The following is a 26013-nucleotide window of genomic DNA, read 5'->3' as shown; positions in this document are numbered from 1 at the left end:
GTAGGGTTTAGGGTAGATTTATGGCAAACATATTAGTCGTCGATGACGAAATGGGAATTCGGGAGCTACTCTCGGAAATTTTGGGCGATGAGGGACACGTCGTTCAATTAGCAGAAAACGCACAGCAAGCACGTGAAGCAAGAGCGCAATCGCGCCCTGACTTAGTCTTATTAGATATTTGGATGCCGGATACAGATGGCGTCACCTTATTAAAAGAATGGCAGCGAGATGGATTATTGACCATGCCAGTGATTATGATGTCTGGTCATGCGACGATCGATACTGCTGTTGAGGCCACCCGTATCGGGGCTTTGAATTTTCTGGAAAAACCAATTGCTTTGCAAAAGTTATTAAAGGCAGTGCAGCAAGGTTTAACTAGAAACATTGAAGTATCGCGCCCTGTTGTACCCGTAGCCAGAATCAATGTATCTGAAGCGACTTCAAATGTCGTCGCGACAACGCAATTTTCTGCTTCACCTGCAAATTATGATAATCGTGATTTCTCAATGGGAAATCATATGCTGCAAAACAATCAGCATTCATTTAATAATTTATCGTTTGATTTACCTTTACGTGAAGCACGTGATGCATTTGAAAGAATTTATTTCGAATACCATCTGCATCGTGAAGGTGGCAGTATGACGCGGGTAGCGGAAAAAACAGGTTTAGAGCGTACGCATTTGTATCGCAAGCTCAAACAATTAGGTGTTGAATCTGTCAAGTATGGCAAACGCGGCGAATAGGCTGACTAAGCTTAGCATCGTCGCAGGTGGTAGTTATGCTCAGCGAGAAGCCTGGATAACTACCACTTTACAAAATCTCCGCTCGGATTCGTCTGAGTCCCATCATCGATTTGGTGTCTTGCTAGAAGGCTTGCCGACTGGCAGCATGTCCTTGCAAGCATCTTCACATTTAAAGCTCGAACGTATTGCGCCTGGCTGCTTTTGTTGTATAGGCCAGATCGCTATGCGTGTGACTTTAAACCGCTTATTGCGTCAACAACTTAGTCATTTGTTTATTGCTATGAACGATGTTGAACATTTGTCAGCTTTGCGCGCCTCGTTATCAAGCCCAGCGTATGCTTCTTTTTTACAACGCGAAAATGAAATAATACTTTGAGCTAAAGTTCAGCCATTTCCTTGCCGTAACTATTCACATGGAAGCAATTTGAATTTGCTGCCAAAAACTGATCAAAAGCACCTTGGTTTGTTCTTGAATAGAGCTAAATATGTGTGAGGAAGAACAAAATGAATATTATTTATAACAGCGACCAATACAGTGTGGTCGAGTTTGGTGCGCAAACTGATCACGAAGTATTACGCTTTGGTGGTTATGAAATTACCGATAAGTCAGTGCGCCGTGAATGTTTTATTGGCGGTATTCAGGCCGAGACTTTCCGTCATGATGTACAAGAGTTGATTTCAAATGAGCCTAGCATAGAAGAAATTGATGAATTTCTTGCTAAGTTTGATTCCTATATGGGACAGGCAGTACTATTGCATTGATACCAGTAAGCATAGCAGTACCAAAGTTAATTAACAGCGCTTATTCTTTCGATTAAGCGCTGTTTTTCTTTGTCAATGTACTTTTTCAAATGTCATGGCGAAAAAAAACCCGCTAGCCTAAGCTGCGGGTTAAGTCCAAACCTTAGGAGGTGTTGGAGGAGACAGGTGTAACTTTATCGCAGTGCAGCAAATAAGTCTGCTTGCATTTTCGTATACCAGATATAAACCAAATATATATCTAGATTTTTCTGTAATTTCTTCTTATTTTCTTTATCTTTCAGCTACAAGTCTTTAACAAGCCACTTTACGAGATTGGCGTTTTTATCCTGACATCGCAATGCAGCGTGGTTTTTCGCTGAAATGCTTTACACTCTAGCTCTCTTAATAAGTGTATGCAGTCTGGAGAAAAGTATGAATTTGATTGATCCCATCCAAAAATTTCAGCAAGAAATTCAAGCCATTCGTCGTGATATTCATGCGCATCCTGAATTATGTTTTGAGGAGTTCAGAACCGCAGACCTTGTCGCTAAAAAATTAGAAGAATGGGGTATTCCTGTCATTCGGGGTTTGGCTGGAACGGGTGTTGTTGGTGTCATTCAGCGCGGAAATAGCACACGGGCAATTGGTCTGCGTGCTGATATGGATGCCTTGCCTATGCAAGAGATTAATCAATTCGAGCACACTTCAACACATATCGGGAAGATGCATGCCTGTGGCCATGACGGGCACACCGCGATGTTGTTAGGTGCAGCACGCTATTTAGCACATGATGCGGATTTTGATGGCACGGTTTTTTTGATTTTCCAACCAGCGGAAGAAGGCGGCGGCGGCGCGCGTCGTATGATTGAAGACGGACTTTTTGATCAATGCCCTATGGATGCGGTATTTGGCATGCATAATTGGCCGGGCATTGCTGCGGGCAATTTCGCCGTGAAAACAGGTGGCATGATGGCATCGTCTAACGAATTTGAAGTCACTGTTCGTGGCAAGGGTGCGCATGCCGCCCAGCCACAAAAAGGCATAGATCCTGTAATGATCGCAGTACAGATTGCACAAAGTTGGCAGACAATTGTGAGTCGCAATGTGAATCCTTTAGAGCCAGCGGTATTGTCGTTAACACAGATTCATTCAGGTAGCGCGACCAATGTTATTCCGGATGACGCTAGCTTGATCGGCACTGTGCGTACTTTCAGTACCGAGGTGCTGGATTTGATTGAAACCCGCATGGAAAAGATTGCGCGTGCCACCGCCGACGCTTTTGATGCCCAAATTGATTTTGTATTCAAGCGAAATTATCCACCATTGATTAATCATGAACAAGAAACGCAATTGGCAATTCAAGTCATGCGTGAATTGGTCGGTGAACAACGAGTCGATACCCAAGTTGAAGCAACGATGGGAGCGGAAGATTTTGCCTATATGCTGCAGGCCAAACCTGGTTGTTATGTGTTTTTGGGAAATGGCGATGGCGACCATCGCAGCGCTGGCCATGGTTTAGGCCCATGCAATTTGCATAATCCTAGTTACGACTTTAATGATGATTTATTGCCGATAGGGGCTGCTTACTGGGTCGCCCTAACGCAAACTTATTTGAAGTCGGCGTAAATACTCTTGTTATCACCGAAAGATTCAGACAGAAAAAAGCCGACGTGTTTACGAGAAAACACGTCGGCCAGAAATTTGAAACCTAGTTGCTTTAAAACTCTTCCCAGTCGTCCGCAGATTTCGCAGCTTGCGTATTTCTTGTTGCTGTCGGTGCCGCAGCAATCCTTACCGGTGTTGGTTTTGGGCTTGGTTGAGATGGAGCAGCTCGGCTAGCTGGCTTACTACTGCTATGGACATTATTTAATTTGAAGACATTTAAAGCCTTCGTCAATAAATCAGCCTGTTCTTCCAGTGATTCCGCCGCTGCCGCGGCTTCTTCAACTAACGCGGCGTTTTGTTGTGTCATTTCATCCATTTGATTAATCGCTGAACCAATTTCTTGAATGCCCGTACTTTGTTCCTGACTTGCTGCCGTAATCTCGGACATGATGTCACTAACGCGGCGTACTGAAGCGACGATTTCTTCCATGGTTTGACCAGCCTGATCTACCAGCGTTGAACCCGTTCTGACTTTATCGACAGAGTCACCAATCAAGGTTTTGATTTCTTTTGCCGCCGCTGCGCTACGTTGTGCGAGGCTACGCACTTCCGATGCGACTACCGCAAATCCGCGACCTTGTTCACCTGCCCTTGCCGCCTCAACGGCCGCGTTCAAAGCCAGAATATTCGTCTGGAAGGCGATGCCGTCAATGACGCTAATAATGTCGACGATTTTCTTCGAGGATTGATTAATATCATCCATCGTGGTGACTACTTGACTGACCACATCACCACCTTTAACCGCCACTTCCGACGCGGTTTGCACCATTTTGTTTGCTTGCCGAGCGTTGTCCGCGTTTTGTTTGACGGTTTCAGTCATGGTTTCCATCGAACTGGACGTCTCTTCTAAGCTACTTGCCTGTGATTCGGTACGTGAAGACAGATCGGTATTGCCTGAAGCAATTTCGGCACTCGCCACTTTAATTGTCTCGGCCGAAGTTTTGATTTCAGAAACCATATTTTGCAAGCGACTTTGCATTTCACCGAGCGCTGCCAACAGGCTACTAGTATCCCCGCTTTCCACTTCGATGTGCATCGTCAAATCGCCAGAAGCGACCGCAGAAGCAATTTCTTGCGCGTATTCTGGTTCTCCACCAAGTTGTGCCCAAACGGTACGAATAATGAAATAGGACACTATGCCAAGTACCAGAATCACAATCACTCCCGCGATGATCACGGTCCACAATACACGACTAACATTATCGGCACTGCGATCAACCCCCGCGGTAAATTGCGCTTGTGCGGTATCGACAGTTTTCTTTAAGTCGTCTTCCAAGACTTTCAGTGAGGTTTGCATTTGTCCAATGGCTGCTTGTGGATCACCTTGATCTACCCCAAGCATAATTTTCGCAACAGAAATGGCAGGCGTATAGTAAGCGTCAAACTCTTTTCCAAGTCGATCACCTAAAGCTTGCTGGCCCTGCAGACTGGATAAATTTTTGAATTTTTCTTTAACTTTTTTCGCTCGTTCAGCGATGACGTCCAATCCCTTTTTGTCGTCTTCACCAACCGCTTGTTTTAAGGCATCCACAATGCCTTGAACATCGGCTTGAATATTCTTTGAGCGGTCTAGTACCGGATAATCGATTGTTTCTGTGGTTTTGATCGACTTCATGGCAGTCGTCGAAAAATAGACGCTGGCAGCAATACCAACACCAAAGATGACAGTGGCGATGATGGGGAGGGCCCAAATTCTGCGTTTGATACTCATGTAGAAACCTCGACTTATGTTGTAATAAACGGTCGGAGTCCACTGCTTTCCGACTCTAGCTAGACAGCTGCACAATCGTACTTCGTGAAAAAGAGAATTTGCTTGGTTTATTTCTGCTTAGAAAGAGAGAATTTAACGCGAGCGAGAAGGCTAATAATTGCGACAGTAATGTATGCCTTAAAGTACTTACCGTTAGGTAACAGTGTAAGCCAAAGTTTTGAAAATTGCGAAGCTCTTATTGCTGGACGTTAATGTTCCCGCAATGCGCGACGATACTGTATCGCTTCTGCCACATGTGCAGGAAGGATAGACGGTGAATTTGCTAAATCCGCAATACTGCGCGCTACTTTTAAGACCCGATGGTAGGCGCGTGCAGACCAATTAAGTTTTAACATGGCACTTCTTAACAAATGCTCGGTTGCGCTATCGGCATGGCAATGCAAATCAATTTCTTTACTGTCGAGCAAATTATTGGGTTTGCCTTGTCTCAGTAATTGTCGTTGAAACGCGGCTTCAACCCGATCCTGAATCGCGCTACTATTTTCACTTTGATGTGGGGCAAATAAGTCGTCTTGCGGTAAGGCCTGTACTAGTACCTGCATATCAATGCGGTCGAGTAGAGGGCCGGAAATTTTCCCCTGATAGCGGGTGATTGCATCAGGTGTACAGCGACACTTATTGTTGCTATGTCCCAAATAGCCACAGGGGCAAGGATTCATTGCTGCAATTAACTGGAATCGTGCTGGAAAGTGCGCTTGTTTTGCCGCGCGCGAGATATGAATGTGACCAGATTCCAAAGGTTCGCGTAGCACTTCTAGCACTTTGCGATCAAACTCTGGCAGCTCGTCCAAAAACAAAACTCCATGATGCGCTAAAGAAATTTCGCCTGGTCTTGGTGTTCCCCCTCTGTAAAAATTAAAATTAAGTGAGAATAAGATGTACTTAATCCAATCAGAAAACAGAATTAAATGAGAATAAAGCGGGTAATTCCAAAGAAAATCGACTAAAAAAATAGAATTAAATGAGACTATTAGAAACGTTGTGTCCGAATTTTTTAAGGGCAAAAATAGAGCTATTTTCGTACATATCTTCTAACGTTATTGTATTGACTATATTCGCATCAGGTGATGATGGCTTATCGATTTTTAACAACCAAGCAAGTAATTTCACGATTATTCCTAGGGATAGCTACCCAACCAGATCCTCAAGAAACATAAGGGTATGAATTCCGGCCAAAGCTTCGCTGCTGTCAAGACTCTCTAAAACGTTTGTGGCAGGTATGTTGTACCCTAGTGAGCGGAAATAATCAGCGTGCGACGAAGAAATTGGTGTGCCACTATAACCGTCATGTCCTTTTCCGTTAAAATTCACGGAATACAATTCTTGTCCACCGCCGTTCTTCTTTGCATACACGTGAGCATGCTTATCTGTCATTGTATTTGTGTTGGCAGCATCTTGTCTGTAGGAAGCCTTGGTTCCCGGTATCTGCTTATAAGTCTCATGCTCGAGCACAAGGGGCAACTTTGAAATAGCATTCTGGCGTTCTAGGTCTGTATTAAATTGTCTGAAGCTTTTCATAGCTATTCTCTCCTGTAACTTTTCAGCAGTACCATCTCTGCGTCCCGCGTCGACCGCGCGCTGACCGTATTTGCCTTAGTCAAACGATGCAACTCCTGTTTCTTCGTTAAATTAACATCTATTCAGATAGAGCAGCCTAAATTGCCACCACCAGCATTTTCATCAAGCAGTTATTACAGTTCACTTTATCCAAGCTTGCCTCACTCGGAAAGGTTGATTCACCGTCACTTGCGAATGCAACAGGTAGTCCGCACGCTGTAAAACTTCCGTTTCCCTCCGTATAGTGCCATTTAGTGGCGTTTTTTAACAGTCGCCTAGTGTTTAATGAAGATCCGGCCTTTTGCCATTGGACGGAGCGTGGGGAAGGGTTTCTAAGTACTTGGGTCCAATTGTCGCTGCGGCAAATATGCGTAAAAGTCATGGTCTATTGGTCTTTCTCAAATAGTCGGATCAGGGCGTTTTGCACCGAGCTCAACGAAATTCAAATACATCACCATAAACTTCACACACTCCATTGGAGTCCAAAGCGAAATAATAGCGTGGCTTTTTCCACCTTTTGCATTGAGGAAGTAACCAACATAATGATTTTTGTCTGTCCAAACAAACAAAAAATCAGCAACATGATGTCTTTTGTGAGAAATCTTTATTGTCTTTTCTGCGTCAGTCACAGAAACCGTTACCTCATCAATATCCTTTAAGGCCTTTAAACGGCTTGCAATTTTTTTTTGTCGACTAGACTTATTGGTAGTCATGCTATTTCTCTCACATTGTTATTGCTCGTTAAAGCGAATTTGATTCGTATGTATAGCGTTCATACATTTCTATTGTAAGACTTTGGAGCGACTATATTTGACTAGATTTCCTACTTGGGGTTTATCTGCACCACAAACTTAATAATCAATAGGTGCCCAAATATTTTTGTTGCAGATGATCTTCAGATCAAATTCAAATTGAGTTATTAAAGCAGAACGAAAGAAGCTATGACTGAATGCTCGAATTTTCAAACTGAAATTGCAAACAATACTCTTCATACGCCTCACACCGGTATTACATCTGCCTACCAGATACTTTTGATGTCACCTACATGAGCATTGGGTTTAATCAAATGATAGCCATATTTTTTTCATCAAAGATTTCTTTTGACTATGTCAAGCCAGATCAGCAAAATTCGATACCCTTACTTTAAGGGAAGAGTTCGAAATTTAGAACGACTTTTAGCTAAGGGAACATAAATTTCAGTAGCTTTGGATTTTTAGCTACAATTTAATGTGGAAACGTCAATTTGAATCAGTAGGCCTTATTCTTTTCTGTTCACAGTAATATTAACTAAAGCGGTTACAAAAAATGCCAGTGCGTAAAATTCCAATTAGTAATCGCGCTGTGACGGGTCTACACGCTGGTACCGGAGCAAGATATGAGTCCTCACTTGAGCGAGATTTCTTTGAGTGCATGATGATGGAACCAGACTTTGATCGCTTGGAAGCACAACCGATCAAAATTAAATACAGAACCAGCGCGAATAAATCGCGCCGCTATACACCGGATGTACTGGTGCACTTCAAATCACTCGCGGCAGGAAAACCTCCTCGCCGCTCAATACTTTGCGAAGTGAAGTACAGGGAGGAACTCGAAAATGAGTTTGATAAATTTAGAGAGCGGTTTCTCGTTGCGCGTCGTTTTGCCAGAGAACGTGGTTGGATATTTAAAGTTGTTACCGAAAGGCGCATAAGAACGATTCGGTTTGCTAATCTAAAATTTTTGTTTCGTTATAAAAAACGATTAGTTTCACAATCTGATCGAGAGCTTTTGCTGGAGCTAATCGCAACAGATAAGGTGGTTACCCCCAAAATATTAATAAACTCTGTGAGTGAAAGTCCAATGAGGCAAGCTGAGCTAATTTGCTGTCTATGGCATCTTGTTGCAAACGGGTTGATCTCGGTCGATCTTCAGTCACCCCTCACAATGAATTCCCAAATTAGCCTCCGTAAATGAATACTATCTTCAAATTAAAGCCAGGTATTTTCGTTCGGCATCAAGGCGAGCGCTATATTGTTGTGAGCCTTATTGATTTAGAGTCTGTTTTGTGTCGAAAGTTATCGAGTAGAGAAACGACGAAATTACTTATTGTCGAGCTTGAGAGGGATTCGGAAAAAGCATCGAAAAAGCGTAAAGAAAAAATAGATCTGGGTGCAGTGAATTCTGAGGAATGGAGCCTAGCAACAAAGCAAATGGCGCAGGTAAAAGCGCTCTTTGAAATGGGGCGACGACAAAAAACTCGCGAGGAAGTGGAAAAAATCGCAAAAGAGTTTGATCGATCGCTACCTACGATTTATAGATGGATAGCAAAGTTCGAGAAGGACTCGACTGTAAGGACGTTTCTCAAAGAAGAGAGAATCGACAAAGGTAGCTCCCGCTTAGTGCCCGAAGTTGAACCCATTATTGCGGAAGCGATGAAGCGACTGTTGATGAAACAAGAGTTTGGTACCTTTGGTGACGTCTATCTCGAAGTGAAGCAAGCATGTATAAAGCAAAACATTAAAGCGCCAAGTGTTTCGACTATTCGTAATCGATTCTCCCAAATCTCTGAGAAAGAGCGAGTTTCAAGTAGACAAGGCAAGAAGGCTTCCAAACAACGATTTATGCCAACCTTGGGAGAATTTCCTGGCGCAGAACACCCCTTAGATGTCATTCAAATTGACCATACGCCAGCAGATATTATTATTGTGGACGACGTCTATCGAAAGCCCATCGGACGCCCAACTCTTACCATAGCTATTGACGTGAATTCACGGGTACTAATGGGTTTCAATTTGTGGTTGGATGCACCGAGTGTGGCAAGCACAGGTTTGTGTTTGATGCATGCACTTATGCCGAAAGATAAATGGCTAAAAGGCCTAGGTATTGATATCAGTTGGCCTTGCTATGGGCGCCCTCGAAAAATTCATACAGATAACGCAAAAGAATTTCGCGGAACGGTACTTGGTCGTGCCTGTGAAAACTATGGAATAGACCTAGAGCAGCGACCGCGTGGTTCGCCGAAACATGGTGGCACGGTTGAGCGAAGCTTTAGAACCTATATGCGTAAGATACATGCAGCACCAGGTACGACCTTCTCAAATGTCAAATCTAAATTTGAATATGATTCCGAAGGAAAGGCAATCTTCACGCTCAAAGAGTTTGAGTATTGGTTCACCTTGTACATCACCAAGATTTATCATCAAAAAAAGCACTCTGGTATCAATACCACACCTTTGGCACGATTTCAGGAAGGCATTGGTGGCACTGATGATAAGCCAGGCATTGGGGAACTTGAAATTTTTGCGGATCCAGAAACTTTTAGAATAGATTTCCTCCCATTCTATGAAAGAACGGTACAACGATACGGCGTCTTAATCGATCACATCTATTATTTTGATGATGTTTTGCGAATGAGGGTTGATGAGCCAGATCCTGAAAACCCAAAGAACGCCAGGAAATTTATTTTTCGACGTGACCCTGTCGATGTTAGCGTGATTTATTTTTGGGATCCTGATTCAAAAAACTATCGTGAAATTCCATATGCACATCTGGGGCGTCCACCGGCGTCTCTTTGGGAAGTTCGCACTATAGTTCGAGAGCAGAACGCAAAAGGAAATTCGCAAGTCGACGAAAATATTATTTTTGAAGGCATTCTAGAAATGCGAGAGGTAGAAAGACTAGCAGCTGAAAAGAAGAAAACAGCACGTAGAAATCAACAAAAACGCCAAGATCATGAAGATAAACGGAAAAAGAATGTGACCGCAAAAAAAATGCAATTACCAACAGCAATTTTAGATTACCAAGATAACTCAAATTCGTCTGAAGACAGTGTCAGTTCAAGTGATGGATTCTTGGACGAAGATGATTTGATATTGCCGTTTGAAGACATTGTGGTGAACAGATCATGAGTGATTTTCCGCATCTCAACGCAGAAACCCAAAGCAGGATGAAATTATCGCGGGCTGAACGTATTTTTCTCATGAATCAAGATCAATGGGTTGGGTATTCTCACGCAAGATTGATATTGGATAGAATGGAAGAACTACTGAATTTTCCTAGAATCAGTCGCATGCCAAATATGCTCTTGGTTGGCAGTACAAACAATGGAAAGACACAAATTTTGAAGAGGTTTCGGGAGCTACATCCTGCAAATGATAATTTGGGAGAAGAGGCGATCAGTGTACCAGTTGTCTACGTTCAAGCTCCTGCCGTGCCTGATGAAAAAAGACTGTATGCAGACATCTTGAATACCTTGTTTGCAAAGTATTCTGTATCTGACCATCCGCACAAGTTGCTGAGTAATGTAAAGGACAAATTTTCCCGTATTGGCGTACGTATGTTGATCATTGACGAGCTAAATAGCATATTGTCTGGTTCGTCTGCAAGACAGAGGCAGTTTCTTACGGTCTTGAAACATCTAAGCAATGAGCTGCAAATTCCTATTGTAGCTGCTGGTACAGAAGATGCGATTAGAGCGATAAAGACGGATCGGCAGCTTGAAAATCGATTTAATCCGATGATACTTCCTAAGTGGGGTTTTGATACTGAATTTCGTCGGTTCTTAGCTAGCTATGAACAAATGTTACCCCTATCCTATCCTTCGAATTTATCTGAAAAAATTTTAGCTCATGACATCTGGGCAAGAGCGGAGGGAACCATCGGAGAGACCGTAACCTTGTTGAAAGCATCGGCTCGGTACGCGATAAGTAATGGTATCGAAAAAATCGATATCGACGTGCTCGACAAATCTGGATATGAAAAACCTAGCGCCAGAAGAAAGGCACTGAAGGATCATTGAGATGAAGTTGGGTTTATCCGGAAATGTTCTCCCCATTCACCCGCAACCAAAAACTGACGAGATATTCTCGTCATGGTATTGCCGAATCGCGCAAGAAAATGGAATCAAACTGCATACGCTTGAGGTGCAACTTTTTGGTCGAGACAAACAAATTTGGACTCGAGACATCGATAGGTCCATTGACGAGCCCACTTTAGAGAGAGTCGCTTCGATTTGTGCGACTGATATTGATCGTGCACGCGACACAACTCTTCGAAGTTTTGAAACACTGCTATTTGATCAAATAACGACGACTAGTAATACCAATTGGATTTTGCCAGCCGGCGTATTTCATCGAAAACGGCGTAGGCGCAGTATGCAATTTTGTCCACTGTGTCTTGCAATGGATCAAGTACCGTATTATCGAAAACAATGGCGGCTCGCGCTTCATACTTTTTGTGATCAACACGATGTATTGCTGCATGATTGTTGCCCTAAATGCCAAGCACCGGTCGTTTTTCATCGACAGGAGCTCGGTGACCGATGGCGTCATCATGTGCATTCGATCACGTTATGTACAACGTGTGGTTTTGATTTGAAGAGATCACCGGCTTTTCAAGCCCCCGCAATAGAGATCCACTCTTGGATCAATTTGAAATCACAATTATTTTTCTTGGACAATGGATGGACATTTATTCCCGGACAAAATTTTCCGTACTCACATCTCTATTTTTCGGCTCTCCGAAATCTAATCTATAAATTGCTTTCGAACTGGACCACATCAAGGTTACTTGAGCATTTTCAAGAGAAATTTCCTGTGACTAGGTCTCTGAAAATCGTCAATAGACAAGCATTTGAATTTTATGGTGTAACAGATCGACATTGCTTGCTGCAAATAGGAACTTGGTTTCTTCTAGACTGGCCAAATCGGCTCTTAGAACTATGTACTTTACTCAAAGTACGTCATTCAGAATTAATACGTGATTTCGATCAAATACCATTCTGGTTTTTCGACGCCGTTCAAGAGTTAAAATATTTGCCAGTGGGGCCATCTGAAGGGGAGAAAGCAGCGATGCTTCAATTGCTGATAAAGTACGAAAACACTCCATATAAGACAGAGCTATGGAAAATTATCGCTAAACGAATCTCGACGGGTTCAGTGCGTCAAACATTGGAAAATACCGGAATTATGTAGCAGCCGCACAAAGCTTTTTAAATGCGAAAACTAGTTAGGGATACCCCCAGTTTTCAACTTTCGGCTTGATTTTCCAGGCCGTCAATCAAATTTAGTGGCTATGAAAATGTGGCTGGTAATTCAAAACGCCGAGATGGCCTCTTGTCGCAAACTGCAATTGAGGCCAATGGCGGAAGCTCCAAAGAATGAGTTTCAATCTGTGACAAATATTGATGATCTCGCTTGCAAAGCCCTTTTCTTACTAGTCGGTAAAGCCATCGTTCAACTTCACATATCGAGCTAAATGAGCGACTGAAACGGATCTGCGGGTCATTGGAAGATATAACCACAACAATGTTTCGACCCGTACCAGTCACTTCAGCTTGATACATTCTAGCCAATCTTTTCACGATCTGTTCCAACCGATAAGGCAGTTGCCAGTCATAGTTGTTTTGCTATTCAAGCCACGAATATAACTGATCCCAAGCAAGTTCCAAGATTCTTTTTGAGCGCACTTCCACAAATGCCGCTGTCCAATCATCCGTTTTTTCACCAATAGCTGCGAGATGTGGCATGTGAGTCGCAAGCTCCACAATTGACTGAGTTGAGCCAGCAAATTCTATCCCACTAGATTTAGCATCAGCAAGAACACGTTCCGCAGCATCGTGGGACGCCGCGCCTAACGCCTGATATAGGATACGTTTTTGACTCCAAGGTCTATCTGATAGGGAAGAATTCGCGTCATTCTGTACTAGCACCAAATTTCCAATGCGATGTGCGATTTCTTTATTCTCATAAATGAGCGCATCCCATCCTTGGGCAAGCTGTTTCGGGGCTATATGTTCAAGAGCAAGGTGTCGATCATCCTTTAATCCGTCGTAGGACAAGCATGGCGACACTGCAGGCTTTCCTTTTTTTATCAGTCCAGGATTTTCAGTATCCGCAACCGCATCGTGATATGCCGCGAGCAATATGAAGCGTGCGACTTGGGGTGCATTTAGATAAGCGGGAAGAAGACTGGCTTCTGCTACGAAAGAATCTCTATCCGCAATCGTCCCGTGGTCAGCATGGGCTAGGCGTGCTCGTAACTCTGCTTTCAGTCGAATGACATCCACGGCTGGAGCAAATGAATCATCGGGAGCATCTTTTCTTAAAGCTCTCGCTAATGGAGGAAGTCCTGTAGGGGAATTTGTGCCCGATAAAATATCGCGATATTCCCTGTCAATATTTGCGGTGGTACGATGAGAAACTCGCCACAATGCCGAGAAAGCGGTCATGGCTTTTAATGCTTCTTCAAATTCTTTTATTTTCGCTGACTGGTCAGTCGAATTGCTACATAGCGCTATCGAGTAAAATCTTACAAGTGGCGCAATCGTTACTGAATGATTCAAATTGCTGAGAAATGCCAGACATAATTTCACGGCATCAGTGGTGGCATCCACTGGTAAACCATGTAGCGAAGGCGTCCTACCGCTAATATCCCATGCATGCTCTTTGAAAGTTGTCGTATCTTGCAAATGACGAATAAAGCTAACTCGCTGCTCTTCAACCTTTTCGTAGCGCTCAAATTCATCTTTCAAATATTTCCGTTGATCAGCCAGCCTTTTGGATAGCTTGAAACCAGTTTCGGCAGACGCAAAAAATATTAGTAGATCACGCGTTGCTGCCTGCAAAGGTTCACCTACCTTAAACGTGGATAGATAGTTTGATATGACAGATATGTGTTGCCGCGATTGAGATTTTTCAAAATTTGGAAGACCTTCTGCGCTAACTACACGGGGCTTAAACGTTTCAAACGCCGTGAGAGGTTCCCCCGTAGTATTGAGTGATTCAAAGATCGTAAATGCGTAGTCCTCATTTTTACCCCGCACCACGGTAACAGCCACCCGGTTAAGCACGTAACTAGAGAGCAATACAAGTTGTAAAAGACCCTGAAATTCAGATGGTGCGCCGTCCCGTATATTTTGAGAAACGTCTTCTGGAAAATCATGGTTTAGTAAAGCTCGCTGAAAGCGTTTATCATCATTGATTTGCTTTAACGTAGGTAATTCTTCTAATTCCTCCTTTTTACCTCCACCATTCGTTATAGCCTTGAGCATCTTGGAAATCTGAGTATATCGCTCCACCAGTGCTTCCTCACCTTCAATATGGCCATCCCGTTTCTGTGGTTTAAATTCGACGGGCTTTGCTGTATCAAAAGTATTCGTATAAGACGATATTAGATGCGCTATGGGTGATTGATACTTGGCATTTGAAAGAGTGCGTGACCACTGATCATCGAAAGACCTGATCATGCGCGGGTATCGAGGAGAGTCACCTGAAGCTTGTTTTTCGTAAAAAGTTGATGCCAACTCATCAATCAAACGCAAGGTCTGCCCATCTAACCAACCCTCGACGCTAGACATGCTATCCGTAGTCTTGCCTTTAAGCATTTTTCCATGAGCTAATCGAATGTGATTATGTAAAGCGATGCACAAGCAAAGTAACGTTGTAAGTCTCTGTTGCCCATCAATTACTGTAAGGACTTTTGCAGGCACTTCTGGACGCACAATCGGTTGAACAGTCGTAAAGTTAATATCATGAATAGTGATGACCGTACCAAGAAATGTGAAGCTTTCTTCACCTGTCAGTAGCGTACCGTAGCCATGCAATATGTCATCGAGAAGCTTACTGACTTTTTCTTTATCCCATCCGTAGGGGCGCTGATAAGGCGGGACGTAGAGACCCAAACCTCGCTCACTTAGCATCTCACGGACATTTTTTGATAATGCCTCAAAAATCTCTTTCGCTTCCATCGCCATGACGTTTATCGCTTTCTTAGTATTTGATCGTTATTTGTGACAGATTAGGCACGCTCCGCCGCCTTCGTCCTCAAGGTAAAGATCGTCAATTTCAAGGGGGTGTTCAACTTTTGGTCTTAACGGATTTATTCTTATACGCGCATATTCACGTTGCTTCCTTATTTCAAAATCCGCGTGAATAGCAGCTAGGCGCTCTGGCTGCTCCAATTCAACAAGCGATTCGCCTTGGGTCCAGGTAAAAGGTGATCCGCTATCTAAAGCCGTTTTTTCGTATGCCTTCGCCTTTTCAAATTCATCAGGATGCCTGTCACGAAGTCTAGCCCACTCTATTTTCTGTTGAAAGAAGCAAAAAGTACAGCCACTTCGGGAGCGCCATTCGTAATATTTCGGCATGCCGACGCCAGAAGCATCCAATAAATCATAAACTCCTGGCTTATCAATGCCATGCTCACGAAAAGGCAACTTGACTATGAGATTGTCATGCTGAGATATTAGCCCTTCGCGATGATCCTCATCAGACCTAATGGCTACATAGCTGTAAACTTTGTCGCCACTATCAAGCCAAGGGCGAACCCAATTTTTGAAAGGTAAAAGTTTAAGCTGGCGTGTACACCAGCGTGTATTCGGGCTTGGCAAAAAATTTCCATACTGTCTAAGCCAAAAATCAAAATCACGCTGAGAATTAAGGCGCTCAATTTTCTTACCTAAAAACCCTTCAAGCTTCGCTAAAAAATCATAGACCTCGGGCAGCTCCTTTCCGGTATCCGTAAAAAAATATTTGATATTTAAGTGCGGATATTTCTGACGCATAAAAATCGCTAATGCTGCGCTGTCTTTCCCGCCTGATAAACCAAGTACATGATGTTCACTCATGGCTAGATCCTTCCCGTTCCATGTTTAAATTCTCAAAAATATTTGCGCCAACTTCAGCGATTGCAGCTAAAAATATTTCGCGCTTCAATGTGCCGGATGCCAATTTTCCAAGCAATTCGTTAGCAAGGGTTTGGATCGCAAGACTGTCGCTTTCGGAAACATCAAACGTCCCAGTGACGGTTCGCGTTGAGCCAAATACAACACCAATGGCGCGTCTGGTCGCTGGGCGACCGCGCACTTCGGCCAACGATTCCAATCTTCGAAACTCCATTGCCCAAGACAACAATTGAACCTCGCCCGCATCGATATCACGATCAGTCCAATCTTTACTTGGCTTACCCAATGCGAGCATTAGTAAGCCCTCAATATCTCCAATTGAACCAGCATAGTCGGTAAATCGTGTGGCAAACGCATCAAGCTTAAAGTCAGCCCCTACGCCTGACACCGTTTTGCCACGTGTTATCAATTGACTTAAATCGCCTTGATGATCAAGTGCATTAAAAAGGCGTTTCTCAACTGCGCGCAAACGAGCATCGAATGCTTCTGTTAGTTCACCAGTAATCGCCGCAATTTTTTTTGCTAACTCGGCAGGATTTCGAGTATCAAGAACTAAGGGCAGATCCGCAAATAGCACCTTGTGAGGATCGGAAGCGTGCAACAAAAGATTACGGACTCCCTTTGCTTCACTAGAGAGGCAATCAGTACGTCTTGTCCAGTACGGCAATTGAAATACCAAAGTCACCAATGCTCTCGCGGAATCGAGTGCATCGGCGGCAACCGCTGTCCCCAAGCGTTTGCTGAGCGCTGTAGAAAGTGCTTCAAGCATCTTGCGCTCACTTGCTTCAATCCGAACGTAACGCCAACCGATACGTTTAGGGTCTTGCAACCATTCATCAACATGAGCCTCAGTTACGTCTGGAGTAAAAATACCTTCAACGTAGAGCGCAAGCTGGTTACGATGTGCCATAAAAAACGCGAGCGCGAATATTGGAAGTAGACCCACCTTGATACCAAAAGGAGGCTTGATCCAAGCTTCGTAAATTTCAGATAAGCTCACGATTTTGTCAGAATTGATGACAAGAGCCTTTGCTGCATCCCAAGCCTCGGTCATCGAATCACTACTGGGCGTGCCGCTTGGATCGGTAAAGCGCCATACGCCTTTTACCTCACGATGCAAACCAAGTGCTCGTACAACTGTATGCTGGAGTCCCGCATCTGCTGAAAAAGTCGTATATCCCAGATTTTGGTAATCCGATTTTGACAGCATTGCGTGTAGTAGGCCACGTTGCGCTTTAACAGCACTGGTAGAAAGAGAATTACGATTAACAAGTTCGCTATTTACGCGAGGTGACTTACTGTAAATCGTTTCAGCGACGTCAGATGCAAGACGCGACAGGCCTTCGCTACCCAATTGTTTTTTTGAGTGACCTTCGTAGTACCATGCCGCGTTATGGAATGCATCACGCAATTCATCAGACAACGCAGAGCGAGTCGCCTGCAAGCGGGCGGTGATCTCCCTCATCGCTATACTATCTGAATGTAGTTTCTGACTGTTTTGACGCACGTATTCTAATGCAGCAAGTTCGCCAACCAACTCCTCAATTCTATCCGCGTTTGTTGGTGTTCCTACCAGCAGTCCATTTCCTTCTGAAAGCGCAGATAGTTTTTTCGCAGCCCGATTACGAGCTGGCGCATCTACCCTTTGATCAAACAATACAAGGATAAATTCACCACATTGTTTGCTTTGTGATTTATAGTTATTGATATAGGACTGTGCTTGACTTTCCTGAACGATGGAACGAGAAAACCAACGCATGGCGCCAGTGATCCAATAGTGACGACGGGCTGTTACAGGGCCAAGATCAACAAGATCACCTAGTTTAGAAAAATCGTGGGTTCCCAATCGAGCTGCTGCGTCTCTAACCGCAGCCTCAATATCAAAATCGCTTCCTGCATAAACACCCCAAGCATTAAGGTGCTTCCTAAAAATTAGAATTGATGCAGATGCCAATTCCGCTAGCGCATTCTTGACCGAACCTGACAGAGATTGCTCAACGCAGCTTTTCAATAAATCGTCTTCAGCGGCTAGGCCAGAACCGTTTCGCAATAACTCAATTAAGCCAACGGTTTTTACGAGCGCGACATGGAGTTGCGAAAACCGCGATTCCGCACGCTCGACTGCCTCAGCGCCTGCTGCCCAGCGATGCCCATCTGAAGATGCAAGAATTGCTGGTTCAAAATTGGTTCGTAAATAATCCCAAAATTGAGACGGCCAATAATAGCTATTTGGATTAACATCCAGCCCTCTCAGCACTTCCGTAAATCCCAGAGGCTCCGCAGACGCAAGAAAACTAAAAACACTTCGTTCATTTTGTCCGAAACGTTTTTTGGAAGCAGGCCCAAGCATTGCAGCAGTCACAGGATGCAGCGGCCAGCAAGCATCGAGCAATTCTGTAATATCCGAAGCGGCACTTGGCCTACGGTTACGAATTACCTTTGATACACGTTCTGCGATTTTCTTTGATGTTGGATGTTTATACTCAACACGTAACGCTCGACCAATCAGCGACACTACTTCGTCAGAACCAGCAACCAGTGGAATATCAACATATCGACCTTGAACCTTTGCCCACTCTTGCTGTGCAGATTGTCCTAGCCGTGACGCATATTGTTCAAATGATTGATGTAAAACGCCAATGATTACAAGATTACCTCGACACCGACTTGCGGCTTCCGCTATCTCTTGATAAAAGCCAATGTCTTCACCTGAATGTGAAGCATATTCAAGAAATTTTCCCAATTCATCAATCACCAATAGCACGCCGCCAATATCGTCGCGTGTTTCTGCGGCACGCACAAGTTCCATCACGACATCTCTTCGACCGCCCGACTGAGGTTTTCTCCCTCTTGTTCCTCGGAGATGGCTATCTATGGCCGTGCCAATTTCATCAATAACCGACGCACGTTTTCCAACGACAGGAAGGACTACCCAAGGAGTCTTGCCACCGAAAAATTTCTGTATACCATCGTTATTTGTTCCACCAAGTGCGAGACGTGCCGCTTTGCGGATAGCACTATCACCACCAGCGAGGGATGCCAACGTTAAAGCGAGTGAAGATTTCCCGCCGCCATACGGGCCAGTCCAAGTGAATGCACGTTGTTGCGTATTGATGAGATGTTTCGCTGTCGTCTCCAACAGCGTTCGAGCTGATGGTTGCAGAATATAACCCTGCATTGCATCAGCTCGCCCAAAATCGGCATCAAGACGAACAGAGCGTAAAAATTGACGGTTGACGGCAACGTGGTTTGATAGCTTATCTTGCATAAGCCCTCCTCAAAGTATTGGTGATGGCATCATCTATGGAACCACTTCCAACACGACTAACTTGCCGCACTCCCGATGAATCGGTCCAAGCCAAGTAGTCACGCGTAATGTCTGCAATTTTGGATAGCCTATCGCTAACAGAATCTTCATCTAATTTAAAAACCCGTCCCGGCGACCCATATTCATGAGCAATCATATTGAATGAGAGTGTTGATTGCGATGTATTTGTGATCTGTTCCCACCGCCTCCAAAAGTCGAGTAGGGCGAAAGCAAATACTCCATCAGGTAATGAATGTTGCGGTCCACGATGGAAGTGATATGTGTTACCACTAGCTGATAATAATCCGAGGTCGGATAGGAGCGGTTCTGCGCTGTCTTCTGTTGCATTCGTAAGCGCAACTGAGGTATAGCAACGCAAACAAACTTCCACATCTCGCGTTAGCGTAGTGCCTGATCGCACCGATTTATTGGCAGTCGCATACTCATCAATTAGCGCCACAATATCTTTTGGTTGGAATGATTGGCTCTGCACGTAATTAAACACTACATACCAAGTTGCTGAACGTTTTGCACGACCTGCTAACAACCAATGTACCAACCAAACGGTCGCATCACGCTCTAAATATGGATCGCATGCGTGCGATCCAAAGAGCAAGTTGCCAATATCGCCAATCTCAAAGCCTTCAACATCTTTACATTCGCGAATGACATCACAAGCAAGTGCCCAATGACGGATTGACGACACCATATTTTTACCAACACCAAAACGCTCAATTGCATCGTCATTAGAGAACACTCCTTTTGGCGCGAACTTACCATGGCGTTCAACTTCACAGAATGCCTTACGCAACCAAAGCTGACGCAATGGAAACGTCTCATGTCCAGAAAACATTGGCTTTATATCGGAGGGGAATCGAATCAGAGTCATTGGCTGGAGACCTTCGCCAGTTGATTAGTAGGGTTGACTGGTGAAGTCTACCAGTTCTGCAAGAAATAGGCTAGGAAATGGGTAAATTGAAGCTAATTCCACGCCATTTTTCCAACGCTATATTCTACACATAATACTGATTATATATACAGTATAATCAATTCTACCTTAGTGGTCGAATCGTATCGTATCTTTGCCTAATGCTTTCATACATTGCATAAAGAATGCGAATGTGAACGCACCTCGGTTGATCTTGTTGGCGATGCCTTTGTAGCTTTCTTCAACACCTATTTCGGCGAGGCGTTTTATCAATTCTTCATAGCCAATTCCAGCTAGTTTTAGTTCGGACTTTAATAAATTGGTCGCGCGGCTGTTCCAATCGTTATTTTGCATAAGCTATCCATTTTATTTACTGATTAATCATCAATTCTACATATAAATAGAATATTCCACAAATATGTATTGCGACATTCTACAAAATAGGTATAATTTCCACATAAACGTAGATTAATGGAGAAGGTAATGACACAGCACTTCCTACTCTCAGCCAAAGCCCGTACTCTGTCTTTGCGCCGTGTGTTTGAAATGAATGACGAACAAGCATTTAAGGTATTCAAGAAAGTACGTTGGGGCGATAGCAAGGCTGTGACCTGCCCAATGTGTGGCGTGGTGCACGAGCACTATTTCATTGCCACGCGCCGCCAGTGGCGCTGCAAAGACTGTCATCACACGTTTAGTGTGACCTCTGGCACGATCTTCGCGTTTCACAAACTACCGCTTAAAATGTACTTAGCAGCGATTGCGATCTACACCAATGCCGCAAAGGGCATTTCCGCCTTACAAATGGGACGGGATTTGGATGTGCAGTACAAAACCGCGTTTGTCCTGTGCCATAAAATCAGGGAATCTCTGATGGAGCGCCGCGACATGTCGCCGCTGTCCGGTGAAGTGCATGTGGATGGTGCCTACGTCAACGGGCATATTCGCCCTAAGAATAAAAAGGAGGATCGGGTTGACCGCCGTTTAGCTGAGCATCAAAACCCTGCTAAACGCTGCGTGCTGGTCATGCGCCAGAAAGTTAATATTGTGGGTGATGCTATTCAGGGCGCAAACAAAACAATCTCGTTCGTGATTAAAGCGGAGAATCAAGCCGACGTGGGCAAACTGGCTGAACTGTATGTGCAGAAGGGTTCTGTCATTTGCGCAGATGAATCTAACGCTTACGATGGCCTGCACGCCAAATTTGATACGCGCCGCGTCAATCATGCTGTGGAATATCGCAGCGATGCAGGTATCACAAACAATTTAGCGGAATCGTATTTCTCACGCTTCCGCCGCATGCAATACGGCCAGACACATAAGTTCGGCAATTTGTACCTGGCGAATTATGCCAATGAAGCGGCCTACCGTGAAGATACACGACGCATGAGTAACGGCGACATATTTGATGATATTTGCGAGAAGTGCGTACAAACAAAAACGCACCATGACTGGTGCGGTTACTGGCAAGGGAACAAACGGACTGCTGAGCGACTGGCAGCTTAAACGCTTAGACAATTTCCCACTGCATCACACCAGGTTCACCCTGCGCATCAATGGCCTTAATAATATTATTTGCCATTAAGCGGTGCAACACGGCCAGAATATTTTTTTGAATTCGCGCCACAATGGCCGCCGTTGATTCTATGTGCTTACGCTGTATCAACGCATTGGCAATTTCACGGCTACACATTGGCTCGCCAACTTCACGTAACACATCCAACGTCATGCGCTGCGCTTCACCATGCCCAAAGTATTGATTACGTGCGTTAGTTCGCTTAGACTTCACTGTACGCAAATCAAATTCCGGCGCAAATAATTTAATCGTTCCATCTAAATGCGACAATGCACTTTGCAAGCGCTGGATTTCGGATTGATACGAGGTGATTTGTCCGGCGACTTCGGCGCGTTTCGCTACTAAGCCCGATATGACGTGAGATTCTGCCATGTTGATTTCCCCAAAAGTGAGTTTTGAATGGGGATAGTGTAAGTTTTTAGTTCAAGAAAAGCTTTGTGCGGCTGCTACATAATTCCGGAAAATACTTCATAAATTGAAATGATGTCTATGAATCACACACGTCACATTTAGCAACGTTGAGTGTCTAAAAAAGTTCGAGACGTAGTTATTTACGACTTTGCATGTGTTTCAGATCGATCTTGCCGTGAGTCTTTCCCAAGTCATTCATCTAGCCTAGTCTTATTAACTCGCAATTGATGAAATCTGTGAATTCCGTATCGATAAAGATGCGCATGGTGTGCAAGTAAAAAGAGAAATTTCAGTTGCCAATAGTAAAGTGTAGTTAATACCTATAAGAGCTAAACTAACTCCTCGTTTGAGCCTAGATGAACGACGGCATCTCGAAGTGAGTTAAGTAAATGGATGGTTTTTTCGCATCCTGTATGTGATACGGAAAATTGAATCAGTAATTCACCAACACCAATCATGACCGCTTGTGCTGGTACATTTGGATTTTGATGGGCGAATTTGGTTACCGCATCTAAGCAAATTAATTTGATGTCATTGGATGCAGCTTTTAAATCTTTAACAGAGTGCATTAGATTTTTACTTAATTTGGGGTTGAATGTTCATTTTTAGATGATACAAATCATTATTCTTGAAAATATTTAGCCATTAACAATGGCGTTGAGTCTTGCGCACCATTCGTTTGCCGCTCTTTCATTCATGGGGAATTTGAGAATCGGATTGTCCATATTGGCTACTTCAATGGCGAGACAAAAGCTCTCTCGTCGAGTCGTGTTCTGGAAGGCTGGTACGCGCATGTTGGTGCCGTCAATTTGATTCCCCATCCCGGAAACTTCCATTCTATTCTTATTGGTCCATTCAACTTGCCACGCTAATAGGTGCGAGAGTTCATATATTTGTGAGGACCCATCCACACTATTGAAGGAAGCCATTTTTCGATTTTCTCGATCAAATGCAAAGAAAACTGGACTGGGGTAGCCAAGCAAGTTGGATTTGTCGAATTTGAAGTTTGTTTCCTCGTTTGTTTTTATCACGAGGTTATGTGCCTTTTTTTGAAGATTGATTAAAAAGCGAAACGTGATGTAAAAAATGGCAGAAGCGATGACAAAGAAAAGGAATACACCACTTGTTCGATTACCTTTGATAAACAACCAGCCGAGCATTGAACCAAGTGCACCGAGCCCAGAGAGCCCTGCGATGGGAATTGCAAGAGACGCGGCCATGATAGTGCCAGCTGTTTTTAAGGTATTCGCCATCGGTATCCTCAGTTTTCAATAGTTTGTTGAATTTGACGATGCAACTTCGTTAATCTTACCTGAAAATGAGATTTAAAAACAGTAGAGTTATAGGCTGTAGATTCAAAAGCGGTAGAGGTTCAACCTTGCATGTATGAATGCAAGAAAAAAACCTATAGAGAATGCACGGCATCGAATTGCCATTAATTTGAAGCGCCTGCGCAAAGAGCGTGGTTGGAGTCAAGAGTACATGGCCGAGGCTGCGGACTTTCATCGCACGTATGTTTCGCAATTGGAACGTTGCATCACGAATATATCCATTGATGGCTTAGAGCAACTGGCTATCGCATTAGGTGTCGATGTGGTGGAATTAATTATGCCTATTGAGGCTGAGTAAGAGCGGATTGATTGAAAGGTGCTTTTAATTCAAAGTAAGCGCGTTAAGTTCTTTGTCGATCAAAGTGGATGAAGAATCCTTGCATGCATTTTCAAATTCTTGTGTCAACATTCCACTGACCGTTGAATGAAAAATATCTGCGATTAATTCATGGTTATCTTGAACATTCAATAATTCTGCTTTATGCACGGTCGATATCGCACCTTGACCGAGTTCGTAATTGGATTCTGTTTCGACATATTTCGAAAAATGGATACCAATTGCGGCCAATAAATCCTGAGTCGTTCTTATCGCCTTTGACTTATCAAGGATGACGTGCAATTCGAGCTCTTTCGCGGTTTCTGACATCTCCGGAACGATGAGGTAAACACAGCTGTAGGCGTCAATAATTCTTGCAACTGAAATGTGTCGATTTCGAGTAAATGTTTTTGAATTGTTGGAAGACTCAGGAAATGACATTACGCAAGACGAAAGTAGTTCTCCATCCTCGTTAACGATTCTGGGCATGGTCGAAAGGTAGTTAAATCGTTGCCTCGAGTCTAGGCGAACTAAGTTAATTGGCATGTGCTGGTAGTCCTGACGAATCCTTTTGAGTAACTCGAAAAATACTAAGGAAGTTAAAGATAATTTTTTGTTTGTAGATTTTGGAATTTGGAAATCTTCGTCATCGTAATCAGAAAATTCAATTGGGTGAATCGTGGATAGGTTCCCCTCATCACCAACAGATAGTCCATCAACGACTGATATCCCTTCTTTGCGTAGCATTAGGGTTGGGATGTGCTCATTTTCAATTTTTGTAATTGACTTGCGTATTAGATCTGGAAATTGAGCACTTGAATGTTGCGTGTTGATTCTCTCTGCAACTCTTTTCTTATCTGGCTCTTCATCAATAACCGTATTATTCGCCTGACGGGCTTTTGAGAATAGAAGCCCACTCTTCTCTTGTTTTGCTTTTAAATCAGTTTTAGGAGCCTCTCCTGACTTCGAAGTCGACTTTTTTGTAGAGGTGTATTTGATTTCCTTAAATGGAAATGGATGTGAGCAAGAAATAAGGCTGAATACTAAAAAGACGCCTTTACTATTTCCGTTGAATGGAAGCCACTTTCCCGAAACGACTAAGTCAGTTTCTCCCTCAAAGGGAAACAGGGCTTTAGGAAAAGCGGGTTCATTCCGAGCAGTGGCCGTAATGCATGAGTTACCAATCAACTCAGCTGCTGAGCGAGCTACCTTTGAGAATGCGATGCGACCAATGTGTGGTGCCGAATGTCCTGATATGCCAGGCGCGAGATGAATTGTTGGTCTTGATGAGGAAGTATTTTCGGTGCTAATCCAAAAGTTTTCTTGAGCAAATGGTGCGTCAAAAATTTTCGCCAGGACTGTACTTGAGGAACCGAAATAGAAGCGAATCAGTTCAATACAGGGAACGATGATATGGTAAGCATCTGTTTTGATATGTACACAGTAAGATTGTGTATGTTCCATATGCTGTGGATGGTGCGACATCGGAAGAAAATATTGACTTGTTTCAGGATCCGGTAGTCCTGCCTTAATCAGTGATGAGCTGTTCCGTGTAATTTTTAACTGATTGAAAGACATTACGTCGTAGTCCGGTCGTTCGAAAAAAGTACCGTTTTTCCAAATATCGCCAATTTTTAGGATGGACAAAAGACCGACTGGGAGCCTTATTAACCGTTTTCTGGATTTCTTGAAATTCTCTGAATCAAAAATGCCTGATGTGTCGATTACCTGATCTGGAATTTGAGAAAGTTGCACTTCGATCTTTGGTTGACTGGAGCGCCGATAGATTTCTGCAAGTGATACCGATCCGAACCAGTCAATTCTCCACATAGTGTGTCCATCGGTGAAATTCAAAATTTCAAAATTTTTAATAGCATTCATATGCGAAGTGTACTTAATAAAAAATAATAATTTAAGTATTTTTAATGGAATATTTTTAATGTACTAGACAGTGCCGATGATATTACTTCATTCATCTATGCTGTCGTCGTTCGAAAAGTATTGAT

22 protein-coding genes and 1 pseudogene are annotated in these 26013 nt (G+C 43.6%); 10 read left to right on the top strand and 13 right to left on the bottom strand.

What is annotated here, in order from left to right:
* Positions 1–20: 20 nt before the first annotated feature.
* From H8K33_RS13130 to H8K33_RS13115, 4 genes are all read left to right on the top strand, one after another.
* The gene (locus H8K33_RS13130; RefSeq protein WP_186891488.1) at positions 21–743 is read left to right on the top strand and encodes a response regulator; all 723 of its coding nucleotides are present in this window, start codon (positions 21–23) and stop codon (positions 741–743) included.
* Entirely contained in the window at positions 724–1119 is a 396-nt protein-coding gene (locus tag H8K33_RS13125) for a GTPase (RefSeq protein ID WP_186891487.1), read from the top strand. The genes H8K33_RS13130 and H8K33_RS13125 overlap by 20 nt, the downstream gene beginning before the upstream one ends.
* A 128-nt stretch (positions 1120–1247) precedes the next feature.
* The gene (locus H8K33_RS13120) at positions 1248–1505 is read left to right on the top strand and encodes a BTH_I0359 family protein (RefSeq protein ID WP_186891486.1); all 258 of its coding nucleotides are present in this window, start codon (positions 1248–1250) and stop codon (positions 1503–1505) included.
* A gap of 411 nt (positions 1506–1916) precedes the next feature.
* Positions 1917–3110 (top strand): M20 aminoacylase family protein, encoded by a 1194-nt coding sequence (locus H8K33_RS13115; RefSeq protein WP_186891485.1) that lies wholly within the window; start codon positions 1917–1919, stop codon positions 3108–3110.
* Between the two features lie 91 nt (positions 3111–3201).
* Here the strand turns inward: H8K33_RS13115 and H8K33_RS13110 are convergent, their stop codons facing one another.
* From H8K33_RS13110 to H8K33_RS13090, 4 genes and pseudogenes are all read right to left on the bottom strand, one after another.
* Entirely contained in the window at positions 3202–4860 is a 1659-nt protein-coding gene (locus H8K33_RS13110) for a methyl-accepting chemotaxis protein (protein WP_186891484.1), read from the bottom strand.
* A gap of 248 nt (positions 4861–5108) precedes the next feature.
* A pseudogene (locus tag H8K33_RS13105) lies at positions 5109–5765 on the bottom strand (ATP-binding protein); the annotation flags it as partial.
* A 283-nt stretch (positions 5766–6048) separates the two neighbouring features.
* Positions 6049–6438: a hypothetical protein gene (locus H8K33_RS13095; protein WP_186891482.1), complete on the bottom strand. Its 390-nt coding sequence runs from the start codon at positions 6436–6438 to the stop codon at positions 6049–6051.
* Positions 6439–6875: 437 nt separating this feature from the next.
* Entirely contained in the window at positions 6876–7190 is a 315-nt protein-coding gene (locus H8K33_RS13090) for a hypothetical protein (RefSeq protein ID WP_186891481.1), read from the bottom strand.
* 592 nt (positions 7191–7782) lie between these two features.
* Between H8K33_RS13090 and H8K33_RS13085 the strand changes: the two genes are divergently transcribed.
* The 4 genes from H8K33_RS13085 to H8K33_RS13070 are packed head-to-tail and all read left to right on the top strand — an operon-like array spanning position 7783 to position 12428.
* Complete coding sequence (locus tag H8K33_RS13085; RefSeq protein ID WP_186891480.1) at positions 7783–8430, top strand: TnsA endonuclease N-terminal domain-containing protein; 648 nt, start codon at positions 7783–7785, stop codon at positions 8428–8430.
* Positions 8427–10364: a Mu transposase C-terminal domain-containing protein gene (locus tag H8K33_RS13080; RefSeq protein WP_186891479.1), complete on the top strand. Its 1938-nt coding sequence runs from the start codon at positions 8427–8429 to the stop codon at positions 10362–10364. The genes H8K33_RS13085 and H8K33_RS13080 overlap by 4 nt, the downstream gene beginning before the upstream one ends.
* Positions 10361–11254 (top strand): TniB family NTP-binding protein, encoded by an 894-nt coding sequence (locus tag H8K33_RS13075; RefSeq protein ID WP_186891478.1) that lies wholly within the window; start codon positions 10361–10363, stop codon positions 11252–11254. The genes H8K33_RS13080 and H8K33_RS13075 overlap by 4 nt, the downstream gene beginning before the upstream one ends.
* A 1-nt stretch (position 11255) precedes the next feature.
* Positions 11256–12428 (top strand): TniQ family protein, encoded by a 1173-nt coding sequence (locus H8K33_RS13070; protein WP_186891477.1) that lies wholly within the window; start codon positions 11256–11258, stop codon positions 12426–12428.
* Between the two features lie 434 nt (positions 12429–12862).
* Here H8K33_RS13070 and H8K33_RS13065 read toward each other — a convergent pair whose 3' ends face one another.
* From H8K33_RS13065 to H8K33_RS13045, 5 genes are all read right to left on the bottom strand, one after another.
* Entirely contained in the window at positions 12863–15208 is a 2346-nt protein-coding gene (locus H8K33_RS13065) for a DUF262 domain-containing protein (RefSeq protein WP_186891476.1), read from the bottom strand.
* 30 nt (positions 15209–15238) lie between these two features.
* A complete protein-coding gene (locus H8K33_RS13060; RefSeq protein WP_186891475.1) occupies positions 15239–16081 on the bottom strand; it encodes a phosphoadenosine phosphosulfate reductase domain-containing protein in 843 nt (280 codons plus the stop codon).
* A complete protein-coding gene (locus tag H8K33_RS13055) occupies positions 16074–19406 on the bottom strand; it encodes an ATP-binding protein (RefSeq protein ID WP_186891474.1) in 3333 nt (1110 codons plus the stop codon). Before H8K33_RS13055 ends, H8K33_RS13060 begins: the two co-directional genes overlap by 8 nt.
* On the bottom strand, positions 19396–20334 hold the full coding sequence (locus tag H8K33_RS13050) for a DUF4007 family protein (RefSeq protein WP_186891473.1): 939 nt from the start codon (positions 20332–20334) through the stop codon (positions 19396–19398). The genes H8K33_RS13055 and H8K33_RS13050 overlap by 11 nt, the downstream gene beginning before the upstream one ends.
* Positions 20335–20502: 168 nt before the next feature.
* Positions 20503–20727 carry a DUF6471 domain-containing protein gene (locus tag H8K33_RS13045; RefSeq protein ID WP_186891472.1) on the bottom strand — a complete coding sequence of 75 codons (225 nt, stop codon included), beginning with the start codon at positions 20725–20727 and terminating at the stop codon, positions 20503–20505.
* 129 nt (positions 20728–20856) lie between these two features.
* On the opposite strand from H8K33_RS13045, the gene H8K33_RS13040 reads away from it, so the two are divergent.
* Positions 20857–21879: an IS1595 family transposase gene (locus H8K33_RS13040; RefSeq protein ID WP_186891471.1), complete on the top strand. Its 1023-nt coding sequence runs from the start codon at positions 20857–20859 to the stop codon at positions 21877–21879.
* 4 nt (positions 21880–21883) lie between these two features.
* On the opposite strand, the gene H8K33_RS13035 is transcribed toward H8K33_RS13040, so the two are convergent.
* The 3 genes from H8K33_RS13035 to H8K33_RS13025 form a co-directional block, all read right to left on the bottom strand.
* Positions 21884–22321: a hypothetical protein gene (locus H8K33_RS13035; protein WP_186891470.1), complete on the bottom strand. Its 438-nt coding sequence runs from the start codon at positions 22319–22321 to the stop codon at positions 21884–21886.
* A 368-nt stretch (positions 22322–22689) separates the two neighbouring features.
* The gene (locus H8K33_RS13030; RefSeq protein ID WP_186891469.1) at positions 22690–22929 is read right to left on the bottom strand and encodes a hypothetical protein; all 240 of its coding nucleotides are present in this window, start codon (positions 22927–22929) and stop codon (positions 22690–22692) included.
* Positions 22930–22998: 69 nt separating this feature from the next.
* Complete coding sequence (locus H8K33_RS13025; protein WP_186891468.1) at positions 22999–23613, bottom strand: hypothetical protein; 615 nt, start codon at positions 23611–23613, stop codon at positions 22999–23001.
* A gap of 133 nt (positions 23614–23746) precedes the next feature.
* On the opposite strand from H8K33_RS13025, the gene H8K33_RS13020 reads away from it, so the two are divergent.
* Positions 23747–23989, top strand: a complete 243-nt coding sequence (locus tag H8K33_RS13020; protein WP_186891467.1) for a helix-turn-helix domain-containing protein — start codon at positions 23747–23749, stop codon at positions 23987–23989.
* A 24-nt stretch (positions 23990–24013) separates the two neighbouring features.
* On the opposite strand, the gene H8K33_RS13015 is transcribed toward H8K33_RS13020, so the two are convergent.
* Positions 24014–25888 carry a hypothetical protein gene (locus H8K33_RS13015; RefSeq protein ID WP_186891466.1) on the bottom strand — a complete coding sequence of 625 codons (1875 nt, stop codon included), beginning with the start codon at positions 25886–25888 and terminating at the stop codon, positions 24014–24016.
* Between the last annotated feature and the right edge of the window lie 125 nt (positions 25889–26013).

Source organism: Affinundibacterium amnicola, assembly GCF_014284275.1.
GTDB lineage: Bacteria > Pseudomonadota > Gammaproteobacteria > Burkholderiales > Burkholderiaceae_D > Undibacterium > Undibacterium amnicola.
The sequence above is the reverse complement of the archived record's forward strand: the minus strand, read 5'-3'. Positions and strand labels throughout refer to the sequence as shown.

Excerpts from the sequence above, each read along its gene's own strand:
- H8K33_RS13130 (WP_186891488.1), top strand. The coding sequence starts at position 21 with ATGGCAAACATATTAGTCGTCGATGACGAAATGGGAATTCGGGAGCTA.
- H8K33_RS13125 (WP_186891487.1), top strand. The coding sequence starts at position 724 with ATGGCAAACGCGGCGAATAGGCTGACTAAGCTTAGCATCGTCGCAGGT.
- H8K33_RS13120 (WP_186891486.1), top strand. The coding sequence starts at position 1,248 with ATGAATATTATTTATAACAGCGACCAATACAGTGTGGTCGAGTTTGGT.
- H8K33_RS13115 (WP_186891485.1), top strand. The coding sequence starts at position 1,917 with ATGAATTTGATTGATCCCATCCAAAAATTTCAGCAAGAAATTCAAGCC.
- H8K33_RS13110 (WP_186891484.1), bottom strand. The coding sequence starts at position 4,860 with ATGAGTATCAAACGCAGAATTTGGGCCCTCCCCATCATCGCCACTGTC.
- H8K33_RS13095 (WP_186891482.1), bottom strand. The coding sequence starts at position 6,438 with ATGAAAAGCTTCAGACAATTTAATACAGACCTAGAACGCCAGAATGCT.
- H8K33_RS13090 (WP_186891481.1), bottom strand. The coding sequence starts at position 7,190 with ATGACTACCAATAAGTCTAGTCGACAAAAAAAAATTGCAAGCCGTTTA.
- H8K33_RS13085 (WP_186891480.1), top strand. The coding sequence starts at position 7,783 with ATGCCAGTGCGTAAAATTCCAATTAGTAATCGCGCTGTGACGGGTCTA.
- H8K33_RS13080 (WP_186891479.1), top strand. The coding sequence starts at position 8,427 with ATGAATACTATCTTCAAATTAAAGCCAGGTATTTTCGTTCGGCATCAA.
- H8K33_RS13075 (WP_186891478.1), top strand. The coding sequence starts at position 10,361 with ATGAGTGATTTTCCGCATCTCAACGCAGAAACCCAAAGCAGGATGAAA.
- H8K33_RS13070 (WP_186891477.1), top strand. The coding sequence starts at position 11,256 with ATGAAGTTGGGTTTATCCGGAAATGTTCTCCCCATTCACCCGCAACCA.
- H8K33_RS13065 (WP_186891476.1), bottom strand. The coding sequence starts at position 15,208 with ATGGCGATGGAAGCGAAAGAGATTTTTGAGGCATTATCAAAAAATGTC.
- H8K33_RS13060 (WP_186891475.1), bottom strand. The coding sequence starts at position 16,081 with ATGAGTGAACATCATGTACTTGGTTTATCAGGCGGGAAAGACAGCGCA.
- H8K33_RS13055 (WP_186891474.1), bottom strand. The coding sequence starts at position 19,406 with ATGCAAGATAAGCTATCAAACCACGTTGCCGTCAACCGTCAATTTTTA.
- H8K33_RS13050 (WP_186891473.1), bottom strand. The coding sequence starts at position 20,334 with ATGACTCTGATTCGATTCCCCTCCGATATAAAGCCAATGTTTTCTGGA.
- H8K33_RS13045 (WP_186891472.1), bottom strand. The coding sequence starts at position 20,727 with ATGCAAAATAACGATTGGAACAGCCGCGCGACCAATTTATTAAAGTCC.
- H8K33_RS13040 (WP_186891471.1), top strand. The coding sequence starts at position 20,857 with ATGACACAGCACTTCCTACTCTCAGCCAAAGCCCGTACTCTGTCTTTG.
- H8K33_RS13035 (WP_186891470.1), bottom strand. The coding sequence starts at position 22,321 with ATGGCAGAATCTCACGTCATATCGGGCTTAGTAGCGAAACGCGCCGAA.
- H8K33_RS13030 (WP_186891469.1), bottom strand. The coding sequence starts at position 22,929 with ATGCACTCTGTTAAAGATTTAAAAGCTGCATCCAATGACATCAAATTA.
- H8K33_RS13025 (WP_186891468.1), bottom strand. The coding sequence starts at position 23,613 with ATGGCGAATACCTTAAAAACAGCTGGCACTATCATGGCCGCGTCTCTT.
- H8K33_RS13020 (WP_186891467.1), top strand. The coding sequence starts at position 23,747 with ATGAATGCAAGAAAAAAACCTATAGAGAATGCACGGCATCGAATTGCC.
- H8K33_RS13015 (WP_186891466.1), bottom strand. The coding sequence starts at position 25,888 with ATGAATGCTATTAAAAATTTTGAAATTTTGAATTTCACCGATGGACAC.